This window comes from Candidatus Omnitrophota bacterium (assembly GCA_040755155.1).
Taxonomy (GTDB): domain Bacteria; phylum Hinthialibacterota; class Hinthialibacteria; order Hinthialibacterales; family Hinthialibacteraceae; genus JBFMBP01.
Genome location: JBFMBP010000164.1, coordinates 22,073 through 40,301, shown reverse-complemented (window position 1 = coordinate 40,301; position 18,229 = coordinate 22,073). Strand labels below are relative to the sequence as shown.

Below are 18,229 nucleotides of genomic sequence, written 5' to 3'. Positions count from 1 at the left end.
GGTCGATACCCATGTATTTCATGGCGGTGTCCTTTCTTTTTTGGGGCAGCTCGCTGACCCCGCGTTTAAAAGATACGTCTACCACCAAGTATCGGCCTCCCTCTTCGCTTACATGATTTCATCCTACAATCTAAATTGTGGAGTGAACTGATGACGAAAATTATGCAAAAAATCGCCGCGATTTTTTTATTCTCCCTCGCTTTCTGCATAACAACTTATAGCGAAAACAACTCTAAGGAAGAGAAACGGATTCAGGTTGGATTCAACGAAGACGGGACGCTGTATGTTCCTACGGAACAGATTATCGAACCTGCGGGAATGCAAGTTACGTTTCCCGGCAGACCGACGGATTTTGCCGTCAGCCCGGACGAGAAACTGCTGGCGGTCAAAAATAAATCCGACTTGATCTTGATCGATATCGAAACGCGCCGCATCCGCCAATCGCTTTCCCTGCCCCGCAGCGGGCATAGCGTTACGGGAATACTCTTTTCCCCCGACGGGCGCTTAATCTACACAACGGATGCGGAGTCGCGGATTTTGCGCGCCCGTCTGGATGCGAAAGGCGTCGCAACGTGGGATGATCCGATCGACTTGCCCGCGCCGAAGATTGGAGGCGACTGCGTGCCCGCTGGAATAACTTATGTTCCTGGCGGACGCCATCTTCTCGCCGCCTTAACCCGCAACAACTCATTAGGCGTCGTCAATCTGGAAAATGGGCAAGTGGAAGAGATCGAAACGGGAATGTGTCCTTTTATGTCCGTCTGCGCGCCATCGGGAAAAATATACGTCAGCAATTGGGGCGGACGCCGGCCCGAAGCCGATGAGGCCGTAGCCGACAGCGCCGGTTCCAAAGTTCTGGTCGACGAAGATACCGGCATTGCGAACAGCGGAACGGTTACGGTCATCGATTGGGAAAAACGGAAAGCGGTTGGAGAGATTGAAACCGGCCTGCATCCCAGCTCGATGGTTCTCTCGCCCGATGGTCGCTTATTGTTTGTCGCCAATTCCAATTCCGACTCCATTTCCCTTATCGATGCGGATAAGGATCTTGTCGTTTACGAAATAGAAACCAAGCCCAATCCGGATTTGCCGTTCGGCAGCGCGCCGACGGCGTTGGCGATAGACCGTCAAGCTAGACGCTTGTTCGCAACCTTAGGAGGAAATAACGCCGTCGCCGTCTTCGAATTGAGCGACTCGGATTCGTTTCTTCGTAAAAAGGGGAAATCCCGTTTACTCGGGTGCATCCCGACGGGATGGTATCCCGGCGCCATTAGCCTGACGAAAAACGAAAAGATAATGTTCGTCGCCAACGTCAAGGGATTGGGATCGCTCAATCAGCTCAGTTCGCGCACGGCGGCGAATTCGCACGACCATTTGGGATCCATCTCCTTTATTCCACAATCCACCCAAGAACAATTGGATGTCTGGACGCAAAAAACGGCGAATAACAACCGATTGCCGGAACTGCGCCGAAAACTGGAAAAGGCTCGAAGCGGGATACAACCGGTTCCCGTTCCGGAAAGGCATGGCGAACCGTCCCTCTTCGATCATGTCGTATACATCATCAAAGAAAACCGCACTTACGATCAAGTATTGGGGGATCTTCCACAAGGGAATGGGGAGCCGTCCTTAGTTCATTTTGGCCGGGAAATCACTCCCAACCATCATGCGCTGGCGGAAGAATTCGTATTGTTCGATAACTTTTATTGCAGCGGCGTATTGAGCGCGGACGGCCACCAATGGACAAACGAAGCGTACGTGACGGATTATCTCGAACGATTCTTCGGCGATTTCAACCGCAGTTATCCTTACGAAGGCAGCGATCCACTGGCGTACGCTTCCAGCGGCTTCATTTGGGACAACGTTTTGCGCCATGGATTGACTTTCCGGGTTTACGGCGAATTCACCAATCCGGTTATCTCCCCGGCGACCGCAACGTTTATGGATATTTACCAGGATTTTCTCAACGGCGCCCATACGATTCGTTTAGGCGCGAAAACCGATGTAAAACCACTCGAATCCTACTTGTGTCCCGCGTATCCCGGTTTCACGAACAAAGTCCCCGACGTTTACCGGGCGGAGGAATTTATCCGTGAGCTGCGACAATTCGAGGAAAAAGGTTCGCTGCCCAACTTTACGATTATGCTTCTGCCCAACGACCACACCAGCGGAACCTCTCCCGGACGGCCATCTCCCCGCGCCGCCGTGGCGGACAACGATCTGGCTTTGGGGCGAATCGTGGAAGCCATTAGCCGCAGCCGCTTTTGGCCGAAAACTTGCATTTTCGTCGTGGAAGACGACCCGCAGGCTGGTTTAGACCATGTCGACGCCCATCGAACTGTGGCGTTCGTCATCTCTCCCTATACGCGCCGAGGTTATGTCGACAGCATTATGTATACCCAGCCCAGCATGGTGAAAACGATGGAATTGATCCTGGGATTGCCGCCTATGAACCAGTTCGATCTTATGGCGACGCCTATGCGCGAATGTTTTCAGGCGGAAGCCAATCTCACGTCCTATTCCGCCAAGAAAAACAATGTTCCGCTGGATGAAATCAATCCGCCATTGAAACAGATTGGCGGTTTGCAGCGCCAGCTGGCCGAGCAATCGATGCAATTGGATTTTTCCGCGCCGGATCGAATCGACGAAGATACATTGAACCGGATTGTATGGCATTCCGTAAAAGGGTACGGCGTCCCCTATCCAGAGAAAAAATAACGGCGTATAGCCATAGAAGAAACGCTGAATGGACTGGGAAATACGCGCAGAAATTCGTTACCTCTTCTTGTTTAATGCGTAACTAAGGAAAAGGCTTGCGGACGCGAGAGGAATAGGAAAGACAGACAACTCGAAGGATATTCGAAACGAACGCGACATGATTTATATAAATAGGTTATGGTCAATAGTATGTCTGCTGATTCTTGCCGGGCATAATTCGGCGGGAATGGAACCCGCCTATGTCGCTTTGCCGGAATCGGACATAGTTCTTTATAGCGGCGGGGCGGCGGCGGAATGCATCGCCGTGGGAAAAGGAGGAGCGTATTTTTTGCGGGACGGTTTGTCGAAGCAAACGCTTCGCGGCGAATTTTCCCTATATCCTCGGCCTGCGATGAATGCGGATGGGACATTGTTGGCCTTATTGGCGAAGAATACCCGCGGAAACGCCTCCGTGGTTCTATTTCACATCCCTTTTCGATCGACGGCGGTCTATTCCTTGTCCCAAGCGCCGTCCGCATGGGCTTGGGCGGCGAATTCTCCCCGGCTGGCTATCGCCATAGAGGACGTAGTATTTCTCCTGGATGCGGAAAAGGGACGATTGGATCCTCTTTCGTTTCGCATGGAAGGATCGATCAAAGAACTATCCTTCTCGCCTTCGGGAGAGAATTTGCTTTTGACAAGCGCGATGAAAGAGAGAGGGTATACTAGAATTTCCATCGCCAAACTGAACGGCAGCCAACCGGTCGCGATCGAAGATTACAGCGAGGGCGGAGTATGGCTGGACGATTCGCGGATTGCATATATTTCGGGACAAGGGGAGCCGGACAGTTTTATCGACATGCAAACAATAGAAAAAAATGGGACCCCCGCTCCGCTTCCCGAAGGCCGAAAAAGGATCGGGCAGATGGGGACGCCGGGGACGTTCTACAGGCTTTCCCTGGCGCCCGGCGGGGATCGATTAGCGGCGGAGTTGGATATTTTCTCGCCGTCCGATTTTTTCCCGGAAACGATGGAGCGCTATTCAGCGCGGCTGGCTTGTTTCATGGATATCATGCCCAACGGCGTTTCTATGCCTTATGCCAGCGGATGGCCCCAATTCGCATGGACGCCAAACGGCCGGCGTTATGCGCAAATCCGCGAGCGGATCAACGCCAAACCGGGCGCTCGAAAAGACGCATCGGCCGTTCGCGATTGGGAAATCGTCGTCAGCGGCGATTTTCGGCCCGTTGCAGACAGGGCGAAAATGGAACCGAAGCCGCTCTTCCAATCCCGGCGGCCGATCCGTAACCTTAGCTGGAACGCGGACGGCGAATTGCTCTTTTTCGACGTGGGAGGGGAAGGAATGTCGAAGGTCTACTTTGCGCCGGGAAACCGATGACGCTTAAACCGACTATCATTTTATATCTCAATCCCCAATCCCTTAATAATGGATTTCAAACTCGCCTTATGGTAAAATATTCATAAAATATTGTGAATAGGGTGTTCCCAATGCCAAAAGAATATTCTCCATTCACTCCCGGAGTCCCCGTTCCCAAAGAATTTTTTACAGGCAGAGTCAACGAGATTCAACAATTCGTCGCTACCGTCAAGAAATCTATCGGAAGAAAATCGTTGGAACGGATATTCGTACAAGGAGAAAGAGGAATCGGAAAAAGTTCTCTCTGTTCCTTCTGCGCTTTTATGGTTGAAAACGATTATAAAGTATTACCTATTCACGTCTTTCTCGGCGAGGTGGGCGCGTTGGAGGAAATGGCGAAGAGAGTTTTCGAAGGCCTGATTGACGCCAGCGTCAAAAAAAGCTGGTTCGATTCCATAAAAAATATCTTCGAAAAACATCTTCAAGAAGTGGATTTATTTGGCGTACAAATGACCTTCAACGCGACGAAAAGCGATTTGTCGAACGCCGTCAATAATTTTTCGAAAATATTGAATAATTTATGGGATAAAATTCGAGATCAACGAGACGGCGTTCTACTCATCCTGGACGATCTCAACGGCCTCGCCGCCAACGAAAAATTCGCCAATTGGTTGAAAAGTCTCATCGATGGTATCGCTGTTCAGCGCGATTCCATTCCTCTAACTCTTGTTCTTGTCGGCTTGCCGGAACGCCGCAGCCAACTGATCGCAAGCCAACCTTCGCTTGATCGCGTTTTCGATCCCATCGAAATCCGCCGGTTCAATGAAGAAGAAACCAACGAGTTTTTCCGTAAAGCTTTTGAGAAAGTGGGCGTAAAGGTTTCTTCGGCCTCGTTGAAATTATTAAATGTTTTTTCCAACGGTTACCCCGTTTTTATGCACGAATTGGGAGACGCTGTTTACCAAATCAACCAAGACAATCTTATTGATGAAGAAGATGTTACTCAGGGAATTAGGCGGGCAACGCGAATCATTGGAGAGAAGTACATCGAGCCGAAAATCGTATCCGCTATTAAAAGCATTAAATATAAGAGAATTCTTAAAAGAATCGCAGAGGGAGAAATTCTGTTTCAATTTACACGAAAAGATATTCAAGAAAAACTAACAAAAGAAGAAGCCAATGTTTTCGATAATTTCCTGAGGAAAATGCGCAAATTGGATGTCATTCAACAAGACGCCGAATTCGGACGAGGGGCATATGTCTTCACCAAAGCCTTATATTGGCTCTTCCTGCGTCTCCAAGCGTAAAAAACACGAGAGGCGCTAGTTTGCCACAATACCGTCTCTTCGAAAAATTCTTCATATATTTTCAAATCCCGCTCAAGCCCGCCAATTTTCCGCCGATACCTTAGCCCAGATCGAAGGCGCAAAGAGCCGAAAGAAAAAAAATTAAAAAAAGTATAAAGGCTCGAAATTCGCCGCCGATAACCTTTATTGACATTGCGAAAAGCCTCGATGGAGGGCGAGAGAGAGTAGGGGTCGAAACCCAAACATATTCCGCCACGCTCAAGGACGAGCGAAGAGATTGACCCTCTCAAGCAGCGGCGGACCCCAACGCTCACGCTTCTTTTCAGGATGGAAAAGAAGCGAACGCGCCGGCAAGGATTGCCGGTCCAATGTATCACGGAGGATACGAAAATGAGCATTACGCGGATCAATAACAATGTTGCGGCCATCTCCGCAACCAGGCACCTCAACGCCACATCAAACAACCTATCCAAAAACATCGAACGGCTCTCCTCGGGTCTGCGCATCAACCGCGCAGGCGACGACGCCGCCGGCCTTACCATTCGCGAACGGCTGCGCACTCAAATACGCGGAACCGATCAGGCGATCCAAAACGCCGAGAATGGCATCAGCATGGTCAACACGACCGAGGCCGCCCTTGACTCTATGGTCTCCAGCCTGCAGCGCATTCGGGAATTGGCCATCGCCGCGGGCAATACGGGCACGTTCGATTCCGCCGCCATCCAGGCGATTCAGGACGAAGTCTTTCAACAGGTCGACGAGGTCAACCGCATCGCCACCACCGCCCGTTTCAGCACTCGCCTCCTCTTCACGGGCGACAACGCCAACGCCACCAGCGTCAAGGCGGGCCAGGACGATATCGGCGTCGGCATTTCCAACGATCCCAACGCCAGCAATCTCCGGTCCGGCGTTTCCATATTGAATGTCATCCGAACCAAAGAAGGTTCGGAAAAAATTATTCCTTATAAAAAAGAGGATGGGCAGGCCATCTTCGCCACCGGCATCAAGGACGCCACGGACATCGCCGTGACGACGGGACGATTCCTCAACGGCGCCAACGCCGCCGCTTACGCGGACAATTTGAGCGGCCTGACCTTCGACGGCGTTTCCGTCGCCGGTTCGGACATTATCACCTTCCAAGGCGTTCTTTCCGACGGAATCACCCCCTTTACGGGCGCTTTGAGCGTCAGCAGCGCCGGCGGTCCCAATACGATGCAAAACCTGATGCAACAGGTCCAAACCGCCATCGACAACGCGGAAATCGCTCTCTTCGGCGGCGTGACGACGGACATTCCCAGCACCTTCGTGCAAACGCACGTCAGCCTTCCTCTGAATACGCTTACCCAAGCGGAAGGCAGCGGACGCATCCGCTTCCTCAGCGCCAAAGCGGGCGGCACCAGCACGACGACCAACGCTGACGCGACGGCCGCTCCCTCTCAATTCAACATTCAATTCAGCGTCATCAGTTCGACCGGCGATTTGAAACTCAGGATCGATTCCACCCGCGATTTCGTCAGAGGTATGGATGTCGGCGCGCAATACGGCAATACCATCCAAGCCATCACCGGTTCCACCTTCGATAGCGGCAACTTCAAGATCGACGTCTCCGACGTAACGCCGCCCAACCGCCGCAAACTCGAAACGACGCTAACCTTCAGCGAACCCGCCGGCTCCATCATCACCCGCTCGACCAGTCTGGCGGGTAAAGGCGGCGCCGTTTTGAATGGAACCTTCGTCAACGGAATCTTCACGACGGGCGACAACGGCATCCGCTTCGCCGCCGACGACACCATCACGATTCAGGGAACCCAGGTGGACGGCAGCACCTTCGAAACCACGTTCACCATATCCACGGATCCCAATGACGACGCCGATCTCGACGACGCGAGGATTACCACTCTCGGCGGCTTGGTCGACGAATTGAACTATCGCAACCGCCTCGCTGCCGACGGCTCGGCCCGGCTCAGCGAAGGTTTTCAAAAGGCGATGGTCACTCTGACGGGAGAGGGCCATCTCCAGCTGATCGACGATATCGCCGACAGTTCTCAATCCAACATTTTCTTGCGCGTCCAGGACCGCACGTACGCCTCGGACGAACAACCCCGAACGATGACGGACCGCGCCGAGGTCATCATTTACGGCAATCCGGAAGAGGCGACCATTTCCATGGCGGGCGGGCCGCTCCAACGCGTGAGAGTTGGCGACACCGTTGTCTTGTACGGCGAAGAACCGACCAAATTCAACGAGTCTCAGCAGCGCCTGACCATCACCCTCGGTGCAGGCGCCCGCGAATCCATCGGCCAATCCATTTTCAATAAGGGTTACGACACGGTGGAAATCGAAGCCCAACTCTTCTACGGTTCGCTCAACGGCGGTCCTCAGGTCGCTTTCCAGAACGGCGATACGAATGTCTTCTTCGAAAGCGGCTTCAGCGAAGGCGTGGCGGAAACCTTGATGCTTGACTTCGACAATATTCTGGACATCACGGGACCGCCCAGCAACGGCGATCCTAATACCGGCGTCGCCATCCTGCTCTCCACAGTCAACAGCGCTCTCAATTTCCAAGTCGGTCCCTTCAAAGGACAAGATTTGCAAGTCAATATCCCCGATCTGCGCGGAGACAACCTCGGCTTCGGCCGCGGCAGCGGGAAAACCGTCTCCGACATCAACGTTACCACCATCAGCGGCGTCAACACCGCCCTGGAAATCATCGACCAGGCGCTCGACCAGGTCAGCCGCACCCGTTCCACCCTCGGCGCTTTCACCAACCGGCTCGATACGACCATCTCCAGCCTCTCGGTCAGTTCGGAGAACCTCTCGGCTTCTGAATCGCGCCTGAGCGACGTCGACATGGCGTCAGAAGTCTCCAACTTCACTTCCAATCAGATTCTATTCCAAGCAGGCACTTCCGTCCTCGCGCAGGCCAACTTCCTGCCGCAAGGATTACTCTCGCTTCTCGGCTAATAAGTTACTGGCTTGAATCGGTCACCGCCAAAGAGTATCGGCGGGGTGGGGAGCCATAGCTCCGCCTCCCCACCCCGCCCCGCCAACCAAGGAAAATGGAGCTGTTCGCCGCTTTGATCGTTTTTCCGAATCCCCAGCCGGACTTCGGCGAAACCATCTAAACAACGAATAAGATCGAACGCGATTCCCGTTCTGGGAAGGAGTATAAATCCATGAAAAAGATCCAGGTTCAACGATTCGTTTCCAACCTGCGAAAATGGATTCTTCGTAAAATCCGGAAACAACCCGCTCGCTTTCTTGCTTACGCCTGATCCAACGGTGCGAACGTTATTAGGATCGGTAAACGAAATGCGAATCGGGAGTATGCCTTATGGACTCGAACATGAAGCCCATTCCACTCTTTCGGCCCTCCGGCGCCCTTGCAGACGCCGGGCGAATCCGGCCGGAGAAATCTTGGGTGCGACCAAGTTTTCACTACGCCATCCGATGGACCTCTTTCTTCTTCCTCCGTCCATTAGATGGAGTGATCGTTCTCCGGCGTGAGAGGACTCATGGAAACAGTCCGGGCTCAACATATGACCGAGCGATGGGGATTCCCGGCGGTTCTCGAAAGAGGAAACCGTTGACGAGTCCACGCCTCTGGCGGGAAACCGCCGCGCGATGGTTGGCTCGCTGGCCTCTTTTCCTGGCCCTCTGGGAATCCCTCATCCCGGCTCGATCGAAAGCAAGGGAAGACGTTATCCGCCTTGAAGCGCTGCCTTTGGCGCCTCTGACGGCGGTTTTAGACGACCGAAATACAGAAAACGATTCGATGAATTTCCGCAAGAAAGGCGGAACCGGCGGCGGCGAACGAACGCGGCTCCCGATTCTGGTTCTTTCGACGAAATAAAGAATAAAACGCCGTCAACAAGAAAGGACATCCCACGTTCCATAAATCGACATAACCCGTCATCATCCCCCTCGGCGGGGCGATGAGCCAGGTTGACTCCCTGGAAACGACGAGAGGTTGATCGTTATGGCTCCAACTCGCTAGCCGGCTTCATCCCTGGCATTCCTTGGGTCGCTCAGGATTTCGACCTCAACCAAGCGTGGCGTCTCTACAGCGCCCCCTCTGAAACTCCGCGCCTGGCTTGAGGAGAGGTTTTTGAAAGCCCATCAAGCAACCAATCGCGCCGGTTGTTTTGAAAGGGCGCGCCGGGGCGTTTCACTCGACGCCCCGGCGCGCTATCGCCTTTCTACAGCCCCCTCCGGCGCCATTGGGATAAATCGCCCGCGAGGCGTTTCCTCGCGCTAACGCTGTCGGCAAGGATGCTGACAGAATTCCCTTCACGGAGGAATCCCATGAGTATCGCCAGAATCAACAACAATATCAACGCCATTAACGCCAACCGGAACCTCGACGTAACCGGACGTTCCATGCAGAAAAGCATCGAACGCCTCTCGTCGGGGCTTCGGATCAACCGGGCCGGCGACGATGCGGCGGGCATGACCGTCGTAACTCGAATTCGATCGCAGGTCCGGGGATTGGATCGCGCTATAATGAACGCCCAGGACGGCGTCAACCTGATCAACGTCGCCGAAGGCGCCCTCGACGAAATGACCTCCCGGCTCGATCGCATCCGCGTTCTCGCGGTGCAAGCGGCCAATACGGGAGTGAACGATTTGCAGGCGCGGCAAGCCATCCAGGACGAAGTGTTCCAAAGTATTGACGAAATCACTCGAATCGCCAATACCACCAAATTCGGAACCAATCATCTGCTCAACGGCGATTTCGGCTCCAGCGCCGAAATCAAGCCGGGCCAGGACGGCGTGCAAAATTTCGGCATCAACATTGACCAAGGACCGAGCTCCAGCACGCTGGAAAACGGACAGCATTTTCTCAACATCGTCAAAACGAAGAACGGATTTTCCCAATTGATTCCGGGACTCGACAGCAACGGCGTGACGCGGACCATGCACGCCGGCATCCAGAACAGTACGGATATTGCCGTCACCCTCGCTCGTTTCGCCTCCACGGCGGGACTGAACGGAACGGCGGGCACGTCGGCTTTGCAAATCGGCGACGGAGGCATTTTCAATACCGTCTCCATCCAAGACGGCGATTTGATCTCCTTCGAAGGCGTTCTTTCCGACGGCGTAACTAAATTCAGCGGCACTGTCAGCGCGTCGAACATCACGTTCTTGGGAGACTCGACTCAAACCGCCGCGTCGGAAACCTCGCTGCTTGGCGCCATCAATCTCGCCATCGACCAGGCCGAAATGTCTCTTTGGGGCGTCAATTCCGCCGCCAGCGCGCCGACGTCTTTCCGTACGACGGTAACGCTCGCCGCCAATACGAGCGACAACCGCGGCCGATTGCTGCTGGTCAGCGATCTGGAAACGGCGAACCAGTCCAGCCTGAACCTCCGCCTGGTCCGAAATAACTTTGTAGTTACGAAAGCCGACGGCGTCACGCGGTCGGGCGCCATCGGCATCAATTCCGTTCTCTCCGGCGGAGGCCAAATCGGCAACGCCGTGACGGCCATCACGGGCAGCACGTTCGGAACCGGCAACTTTTCCATCGACGTGGAAGACGTGCAAGGCGCGCAAACCCGAACCATCGATAGCACGATTCAATTTCAGGATCACGCAGGCGTCAATATTCGGCGCGACGTTTCTCTGGCGAGTTCTCTCCGGGGATTGCAATTGAACGGAACATTCGTCGACAGCCTTTACACGGGCGGCTCATCCATTTCCATCGGCGATACGATCACTCTGCGTGGAACGGAAGCGGATGGAACGACTTTCGTCGCCGCATACACCATCAGCGGAAGCGCATCGACGGACACCGTCTTCAACGATTTTCAATTCGCCACGCTCTCCGGATTGATCGCGGAATTGAACTACCGCACCCGGGATTATACGGTCGCTGGGATGGACGGCGATCTCTCCCGGTTTGAAACCGGCGTCGTTACCATAACTCCGGAAGGCAAACTCCGTCTGCTCGACGATCTCGGACGCGACAATTCCCAGTTAAGCTTCACGTTAACCTATAACAGCAGGCCAACCGCCGGAATCAACCAGACGTTCACGATTCAGGATAAAGGGGATCTCGTCAAGGAAGGCTTCGCCGAATCGGCTACCTTCCGCATCAACGGCGGCTCGGCCGTTCGGGCCAAAGCGGGCGATGTCATTACTCTCTATGGCGCTGAGGCCACTGTCGACGGCGCCGTGCAGGAACAAATCACCTTCCGCGTAGGCAACAACCTGAAGGTGGGCAAAGACATCCTGGAAGTTAACGCCAGCGAATACGTCGGATCGTTGAACGGCGGACCGAAAGTCACCTTCCAAAACGGAGCGCAAGACGTCGTCTTCATCGACGATGGAAGCTTCACAAGCGGCGTCGCCCGTACGCTGATGGTGGACTTCGACACGATCCTCGATATTACGAAATCCAGTACGGACGAGCCGGATCCGGGAACGACGATTATCATTTCCGCCGTCAACAAGTCGGTCAACTTTCACATCGGCGCCTTCGCTTTCGACAGTTTCCGCACTACCTTGGGCGATCTCACTTCCCAGAATCTGGGCTTCGGACGCGGCAGCGGACGCACGGTGGAAGACATCGACGTTACGACCTACGAGGGCGCCAACGAAGCTCTGAAAATCGTCGATGAAGCCCTCGACCAGATCAACCGCACCCGCTCCCTTCTCGGCGCGGCGACCAACCGATTGGAGGGCACCATCTCCAACCTCAGCGTCTCATCGGAAAACCTGACAGCCGCCGAATCGCGGCTAAGGGACGCCGACATCGCCAGAGAATCGACGGAATTCGCCAAAAATCAAATCTTGCTGCAATCCGGCGTTTCCGTCCTCGCACAAGCGAACTTTCTCCCCCAGAGCTTCCTGTCGCTGCTGGGTTAACAAAAAAGCCTGAAAGCCTGACAAAAGCCGATGCGGCCTCGCGCCGCATCGGCTTCGCGCTTAGAATGGCGTATAATCAAAAAACAGTAAAAAGTGATTAGAAAATATTCTAGCGGGGTGGCAAGGGCAAGGTTGTTTCTGCCCTTGATCGATCCCTCCGACTTTTGGGTAAAGATTAGCTATCTTGGGTGGGGAAACATCTTCACTCAGCTAAAACATTCAAATATGGTGATGATCTATGGAAACGAAAGAGTTTAAGGGAATGGAATGGCTTCGTAAAATTCGAGACGAACATTATGAAGAGACGAAGAATAAAACGTGGGAAGAGGATCACCAGGAAATCTCCCATGCGGCGGCGGATATGGTTAAATCCATTGAAGAAATAAGAACTGCCAAAACGCAGCGCAATTGATTGTAAAGGAGAAAAAAGAATGACCTCAGCGCTATGCCCCGTTTGCGATTCATCCAACCATCAATCGTTCTGGTATTGGGAAAAAGAAGACAAACTGATTCGCGAATGGGCGATGGACGCGCAGGTTCATTTTTCCATCTGCCGGGATTGCGCGGCGATCTTTCAAAATCCCTCCGTTCAGCGGGATGCTTCCGGCGATCTTTTCGGAAGCGATTGGAATTTCGGCGGCGCGGACGAACCGCAGGCCCAAGAGCCAATGGAGTGGATGCGCCAATTCACGGGTTTCGGACGCGAACCGGGGAAGGCTCTGGAAGTCTACAGCGAGAAAAAACGCTTCGAAAATTTACTGCGCCAACAAGGATGGGATTATAAAGCCGTAAAAATATCCGCCCTGGCGGCGGACGGCGGCCAAGAACCATCCCCCGATAAATTCTCCTTTAGCTTCGACGCCCCGGAATCGCTGGAGGAAGGAGAGCCGTTCGATCTTATCTTCTGCTTCGACGTCCTGGGAAGAACACAGACGCCCTCGGCGGCGTTGAAGCGGCTCTACTGTCATTTGAAAACCGGCGGCGCCATTTACGCCGAAACGCCCAATCCCCTCGCTGCGCCGCGCTTCAAAAAGTTATGCCTCGCGAGTTCGGAAGCCTGCGTCTTTTCGTTCCACAGCCTTGTCTTCGCCATGTACAAAGCGGGTTTCCAGAATATCGCTTCGGAATTATGCGCCTCTTCGCGCATCCTTTGCACGAAAATGGAGGAGGTTCCGCCCGCCGATCCCGTCAAATTGGTTCCGAAAGAATTGTGGGGTCAGCTGCTCTATCGTTTTCAACGAAACTATTATTGGGCATGGACTACTGCTTTTTTGGAAAAATACATACAGCAGCGGGAATCGCAAGCGGATTTATTGGAAAAAACCAGACAACGCCTTCATCAGTTCCCATTGGAATTGCACATGATCCGCGACGTTTGCGGGGCATGTCTTCTATTCGCCGAAGAAATCGCCAACCTGCAACGGACGCTCGCCCAAGATTGGAAGCAGACGATGGGGCGGATTTTCGACGTATTCAAGAACGATTACGTCCTCTACGACATGCTGCAACTCGGCCCCCTGCCCGGCGTAGGAACCTTTCCCGACCTCGAACGCTTTCATCTCAACGAAAAAATGATCTACATGACGACGCCGGAGTATTTCGAAAAATACTTTACGCAGCAAGACGCGGAAGCCCTCTGCAAAGGCGTCTTCCAAGCCTCGCAAAAAGTCTGCGGCCATTTGAGTTCGTTTTTATAACGGATCGTAGAAGCCACCCACGGCATCTTTCACGGCGTCTTTCATTATGCGGGCGGGACGCCCGCGCTCCCAGGCGCGCTATCCAATTCCCTCGCCCTTCGGGAGAGGGCAAGGGTGAGGGGATATAAAGCCCCACCCTTTTTTTCATCACTCATCATTCCGCATTCATCATTGCTTTTTCGTCTTCCTCGTCGGAGACCATCTTGCCGCCGGTGTTCGGCGCGAAGAAGATGATGAGCAGCCCTACGAGATAAACCGAGCAGATGGTCATGACGCCTTTGCGGTAATCTCCGCCGTAGGCTTCGACTAAGGCGCCGGTTCCCAATACTCCGAATCCCGCAATGACGCGGCCGATGTTGAAGGAAAATCCCTGGCCGGTGGCTCGGATTCTCGTGGGGAACAATTCCGGCAGATATTTGGGCAGCCAGCCGAAGAACGCCGTGACGAACAGCCCGGCGAACGCGCCCATCCATAGCGCTTGCGGCCCGAAGGTATCGTTCCAGCCGAAGAGGGTGAAGACGGAAGCCCACGCCATCAAGCAGAGCATGATCCAGGAGCGCTTATTGCCCATCCACCCCGCCAGTACGCCGCCCATAAAGCCGCCGATGATTTGCCCGTAAGATTGATAGAGCGCGATGGTCGATTTCGCCGTCAATTGATAGGGCGTACCCTGCGCGATCTGATCGACGTAGGTCGACATCCACAAATACGAACCCCACGTTCCCAACAACGCCACCGTAGAAAGCAAACTGCCGACGATGGTCGAGCGGATGTAGCGCGGATGGAACAAATCTCCCAGCGAGGAATGCTGCCGCTTCTCCCGCGAGGCTCTCCATTTGCCCGGTTCGGGAACGAAAGCGATGATCAAGAGGCTGCTGATTCCGATCACGCAGCCCATGCCGATAATCCAGCGCCAGCTGTAGTTGCTCATCCAGCCGGAATATTTGGAGGCGATGAAGAAGCCGACGTTCGCCCCCGCGCCCATTAATCCCGCCAGCACCGAGCGATGCCGGTCCGGCCAGGTTTCCACGATGAGCGCCACGCTCAACGGCCAGGCGCCGCCGAGGCCGATGGCGCCGAGAAAGCGGCAGATCGCCAGATGGCTCCAATGGAACGACAGCGCGGAAAGCCCCGTGAATCCGGAATAGACGATGACGGCGAAAATCAGGCTGCGCACCCGCCCGTAACAGTCGCCCATGCGTCCGAAGATGACGCCCCCGCAAGCGGCGCCCCACAGCCACATGGCCACGGCTAGACTGTAAAACCATCCCACCGGCCCGTCGATCAGTTTTTTGAAGACGGCGTTGGATAAGGTTTTCAATTGCTGAAGGTCGCCGGGGGCCGCGCCGGACGCATTGCCCAGCGAATCCCATTTGGCGTTGAGACTGGCTTGTGATTCTTCCCATTCCTCCTTCTCGCCAGCGGGAAGCATCGAAGCGAAAGAATCGTGCAATCTCAATTTCTCCAAATCTTGCATTGTCGCGCCCTTGGCGGCGATCATAGCGTCCAGTTGCGCGTTCAATTCCGTCTGCTGCCGGTCCAACGCCTTGATTTCCGGCATGATGTCCTTCAAAGCCGGCCGCGTCATGATGGTATAAACGCCCTGCTCGACGCCGTCAAACGTCCAAGCCAACAAAGCGGCGATCAACGCCAAATAACGGTAAAACGCGCTCGTGAGATAAACGTCCTGAACCGTATGGTTACGCCCCGCCTCCAGATTCATGCGCCCAGTCTCCTTCTTTTCGATGGATATTAGGAATTTCAGTCTACCAGAGACGGGGGGAAGTTTCTAAGGGGATGGGGGCGTTGGGCGGGGGATCAATGCGCTCTATACTTTGCTTCATCTTGTGGCGTAGAATATGTTTTAGCGAGAATCTGTTCGGTAGAGAGCGAATAATTTATGGCAGATTAATTGACGTGCTTTCGGGTAGAAATATAAGGGCGTGTTATACGAACAGCAAATCCGAAGACCGTTTCGTATGGAGATCAGTCTAATTATTGTTAGATTCTTAATATATAGAAACGAGAAGGCATATGGATATCGATGTTCCGTACATACCTTCGATAAAAAATTTGCATAAGATTCTTGACAAGATTCAACATGCAGCAGTACCGGAGGCATTTACTTATGATTTCCTCCGCGATCTTGGTTTTAGCAGTTCCAATGATCGATCGATTGTAAAAATATTCAAGTATCTTGGATTTCTAGATACATCTGGAAAACCACAAAGTAGTTATCGAGATTTTGTCGATCACAATAAGACAAAACATATTTTAGCTGAACGGCTCCGAATAGCCTTCGATGATCTATACACGAGCAATAAGAAAGCTCACGAAAAGACGGTCGAAGATCTTAAAGGTTGGTTTAAATCCAAAACCGGTAAAGGAGATTCGGTAGCGCTCAAAATAGCGTCAACATTCAAGTCTCTTGCGCAATATGCAGATTTTAGCGAGGTAAAGGAAACATCAGCACCACTAATTGGAGAAAGCAAGATTTCGCCCCAAGAATCAACAACGAAGGACATACCAGTCATAAAAGGCGAAAGTAAATTTGGATTGGTATATCGCTTGGAAATACATCTTCCTGATACTCAAAATATAGAAACATATCGCGCAATATTTAAGGCTCTTCGCGAAGAGTTAATGTAATGGAGAAAGATATCAACAATTTTACTCTTAAGGGATTGTTTGCATCCTATTGCGTGAAAAATTTACAAATTTCTGGGATTCTTAGAACACCTGAACGAACTACATATGAGCAAAAGGATCATGATCTTTTTGTTTCAGCGTCGGAGAAGATTCGCTCTGGCTCCATTCAGATGCAGCGCTATTACAGAATGCTTTACGTTTTTGAAAATCTTGTTCGTGAATTCATCATCAATACATTTGCTGAAATAGACGGGGACAATTGGTTTGATACTCGAGCAAATAAGGGAATGAAGGACAAACTTGAAAAGCGAAGAGCAGATGAGAAAAAAAATTTATGGCACACAGGTCGAAATGAGCATCCATTGTTCTATATGGATTTGGGTGATTTGGCACTTTTGATAATCAACCATTGGGATGTGTTTAACGATTACTTCCCTGATCAAGCTTGGGTAATCAGTCGAATCAAAGATTCTGAAAGAACGCGAAATGTAATTGCCCACACCAATGAGCTGCCTGCTGAGGAAGGGGCACGATTGGAAATGCACCTTAGAGATTGGATAAAACAAGTTGGATAAAAACATCAGCGTTAGATTGACTATAAACAAAACCAAATATTTGGCGGATTGTAAAGATTAGGGCAGGCGGATATCAAAGGCAAGGTTTTTTCTGCCCTTGAATGCGTAAATGTATACTCAAAGGCGGAAAAAATCTTGTCTGAATCAGGATGGTCAGGATTAACAGGATATTCAGGATAAAAACTAACAAAAATCCTGGTCATCCTTTTATCCTGGATATCCTGATTCAGACAAAAATTCGGGCTTGCGATGCGGAATGGCGTCTGGATTGAGGCCCTTCGCCCGCACATGATCCGCCGCTTTCTCGTAGTCCCTTTCATCTACGGCGTTAGATAAAAGAAATTCCGCCTTGCGCTCCGGGGAATAGCGTTCGATGGAAAAGACAATGTCGGGACGAAATTCATCACTCATCATTCATCACTCTTCATTCAATCGATAGGTTTGTATCAACGTCTCGGCGGGGATTTGCAGGGTTTGATGAATTTTGCGGATCATGGAGAGCGTGAGGGGGCGCTTGCGCGTTAGGATTTCGCTGACGCGGGCGCGCGTTCCTAAGATGGGTTCCAAATCCTTGCGGATCATTCCTAACGCTTCCATGCGATGTTCTATCGCCGCTATTGGATCGGGTTCTTCTATGGGATGGTTCTTTCTTTCGTAGTCTTCTATTAGCGTGGATAGAACTTCCAGCTTGTCGCCTTTTGGCGTATTCGGCTGCGCGTTCGCCAAGCGTTTGGCTTCCGCCAGGGCGGCTTTGTAGTCCGCTTTTGTTTTGATGGGTTTGATATTCATTTTCTATTCAAACCTCGCTCGCGTCGATGGCGTCATATTTCTTTTTATTGCGTAAGATGGGTCGCGCCTTTTGACCCATCAATAACCATATTACATAAAAACGATGGGTCAAGCATCGCGGCCCATCTTACATTTTCTGACAATATTCATTAACGGCGATAGAGCCAAAAACGCGGAAGGAGCGGCGCATCGGCCGCTCCTTCTCATCGTATTCAAAAGTGGGAAGACGAACTCCAATCGCATGCTCGCCTTCACTCATCATTCCTCACT

14 protein-coding genes are annotated in these 18,229 nt (G+C 52.5%); 10 read left to right on the top strand and 4 right to left on the bottom strand.

The window, feature by feature from the left end; translation table 11 throughout:
- Positions 1 to 150: 150 nt before the first annotated feature.
- The 8 genes from AB1656_26030 (at position 151) to AB1656_25995 (ending at position 13,946) form a co-directional block, all read left to right on the top strand.
- Positions 151 to 2,718, top strand: coding sequence for an alkaline phosphatase family protein (locus AB1656_26030; protein MEW6238858.1), 2,568 nt, complete (start codon positions 151 to 153; stop codon positions 2,716 to 2,718).
- 157 nt (positions 2,719 to 2,875) lie between these two features.
- Positions 2,876 to 4,096: a hypothetical protein gene (locus AB1656_26025; GenBank protein MEW6238857.1), complete on the top strand. Its 1,221-nt coding sequence runs from the start codon at positions 2,876 to 2,878 to the stop codon at positions 4,094 to 4,096.
- Between the two features lie 110 nt (positions 4,097 to 4,206).
- The gene (locus AB1656_26020; GenBank protein MEW6238856.1) at positions 4,207 to 5,382 is read left to right on the top strand and encodes an NACHT domain-containing protein; all 1,176 of its coding nucleotides are present in this window, start codon (positions 4,207 to 4,209) and stop codon (positions 5,380 to 5,382) included.
- Between the two features lie 390 nt (positions 5,383 to 5,772).
- Complete coding sequence (locus AB1656_26015) at positions 5,773 to 8,346, top strand: flagellin (protein MEW6238855.1); 2,574 nt, start codon at positions 5,773 to 5,775, stop codon at positions 8,344 to 8,346.
- Between the two features lie 622 nt (positions 8,347 to 8,968).
- Positions 8,969 to 9,235 (top strand): hypothetical protein, encoded by a 267-nt coding sequence (locus tag AB1656_26010; GenBank protein ID MEW6238854.1) that lies wholly within the window; start codon positions 8,969 to 8,971, stop codon positions 9,233 to 9,235.
- Between the two features lie 452 nt (positions 9,236 to 9,687).
- The gene (locus tag AB1656_26005) at positions 9,688 to 12,249 is read left to right on the top strand and encodes a flagellin (protein MEW6238853.1); all 2,562 of its coding nucleotides are present in this window, start codon (positions 9,688 to 9,690) and stop codon (positions 12,247 to 12,249) included.
- A gap of 238 nt (positions 12,250 to 12,487) precedes the next feature.
- Positions 12,488 to 12,661 carry a hypothetical protein gene (locus AB1656_26000; protein MEW6238852.1) on the top strand — a complete coding sequence of 58 codons (174 nt, stop codon included), beginning with the start codon at positions 12,488 to 12,490 and terminating at the stop codon, positions 12,659 to 12,661.
- Between the two features lie 19 nt (positions 12,662 to 12,680).
- Positions 12,681 to 13,946: a class I SAM-dependent methyltransferase gene (locus AB1656_25995; protein MEW6238851.1), complete on the top strand. Its 1,266-nt coding sequence runs from the start codon at positions 12,681 to 12,683 to the stop codon at positions 13,944 to 13,946.
- Between the two features lie 154 nt (positions 13,947 to 14,100).
- Here the strand turns inward: AB1656_25995 and AB1656_25990 are convergent, their stop codons facing one another.
- Entirely contained in the window at positions 14,101 to 15,669 is a 1,569-nt protein-coding gene (locus AB1656_25990; protein MEW6238850.1) for an MFS transporter, read from the bottom strand.
- Between the two features lie 311 nt (positions 15,670 to 15,980).
- On the opposite strand from AB1656_25990, the gene AB1656_25985 reads away from it, so the two are divergent.
- Complete coding sequence (locus AB1656_25985; GenBank protein ID MEW6238849.1) at positions 15,981 to 16,595, top strand: DUF5343 domain-containing protein; 615 nt, start codon at positions 15,981 to 15,983, stop codon at positions 16,593 to 16,595.
- On the top strand, positions 16,595 to 17,170 hold the full coding sequence (locus tag AB1656_25980) for a Swt1 family HEPN domain-containing protein (protein ID MEW6238848.1): 576 nt from the start codon (positions 16,595 to 16,597) through the stop codon (positions 17,168 to 17,170). The genes AB1656_25985 and AB1656_25980 overlap by 1 nt, the downstream gene beginning before the upstream one ends.
- A 207-nt stretch (positions 17,171 to 17,377) precedes the next feature.
- Here AB1656_25980 and AB1656_25975 read toward each other — a convergent pair whose 3' ends face one another.
- From AB1656_25975 to AB1656_25965, 3 genes are all read right to left on the bottom strand, one after another.
- A complete protein-coding gene (locus AB1656_25975) occupies positions 17,378 to 17,584 on the bottom strand; it encodes a hypothetical protein (protein ID MEW6238847.1) in 207 nt (68 codons plus the stop codon).
- 3 nt (positions 17,585 to 17,587) lie between these two features.
- Complete coding sequence (locus tag AB1656_25970; protein MEW6238846.1) at positions 17,588 to 17,959, bottom strand: transcriptional regulator; 372 nt, start codon at positions 17,957 to 17,959, stop codon at positions 17,588 to 17,590.
- 127 nt (positions 17,960 to 18,086) lie between these two features.
- Positions 18,087 to 18,221, bottom strand: a complete 135-nt coding sequence (locus AB1656_25965) for a hypothetical protein (protein MEW6238845.1) — start codon at positions 18,219 to 18,221, stop codon at positions 18,087 to 18,089.
- Positions 18,222 to 18,229 lie beyond the last annotated feature (8 nt).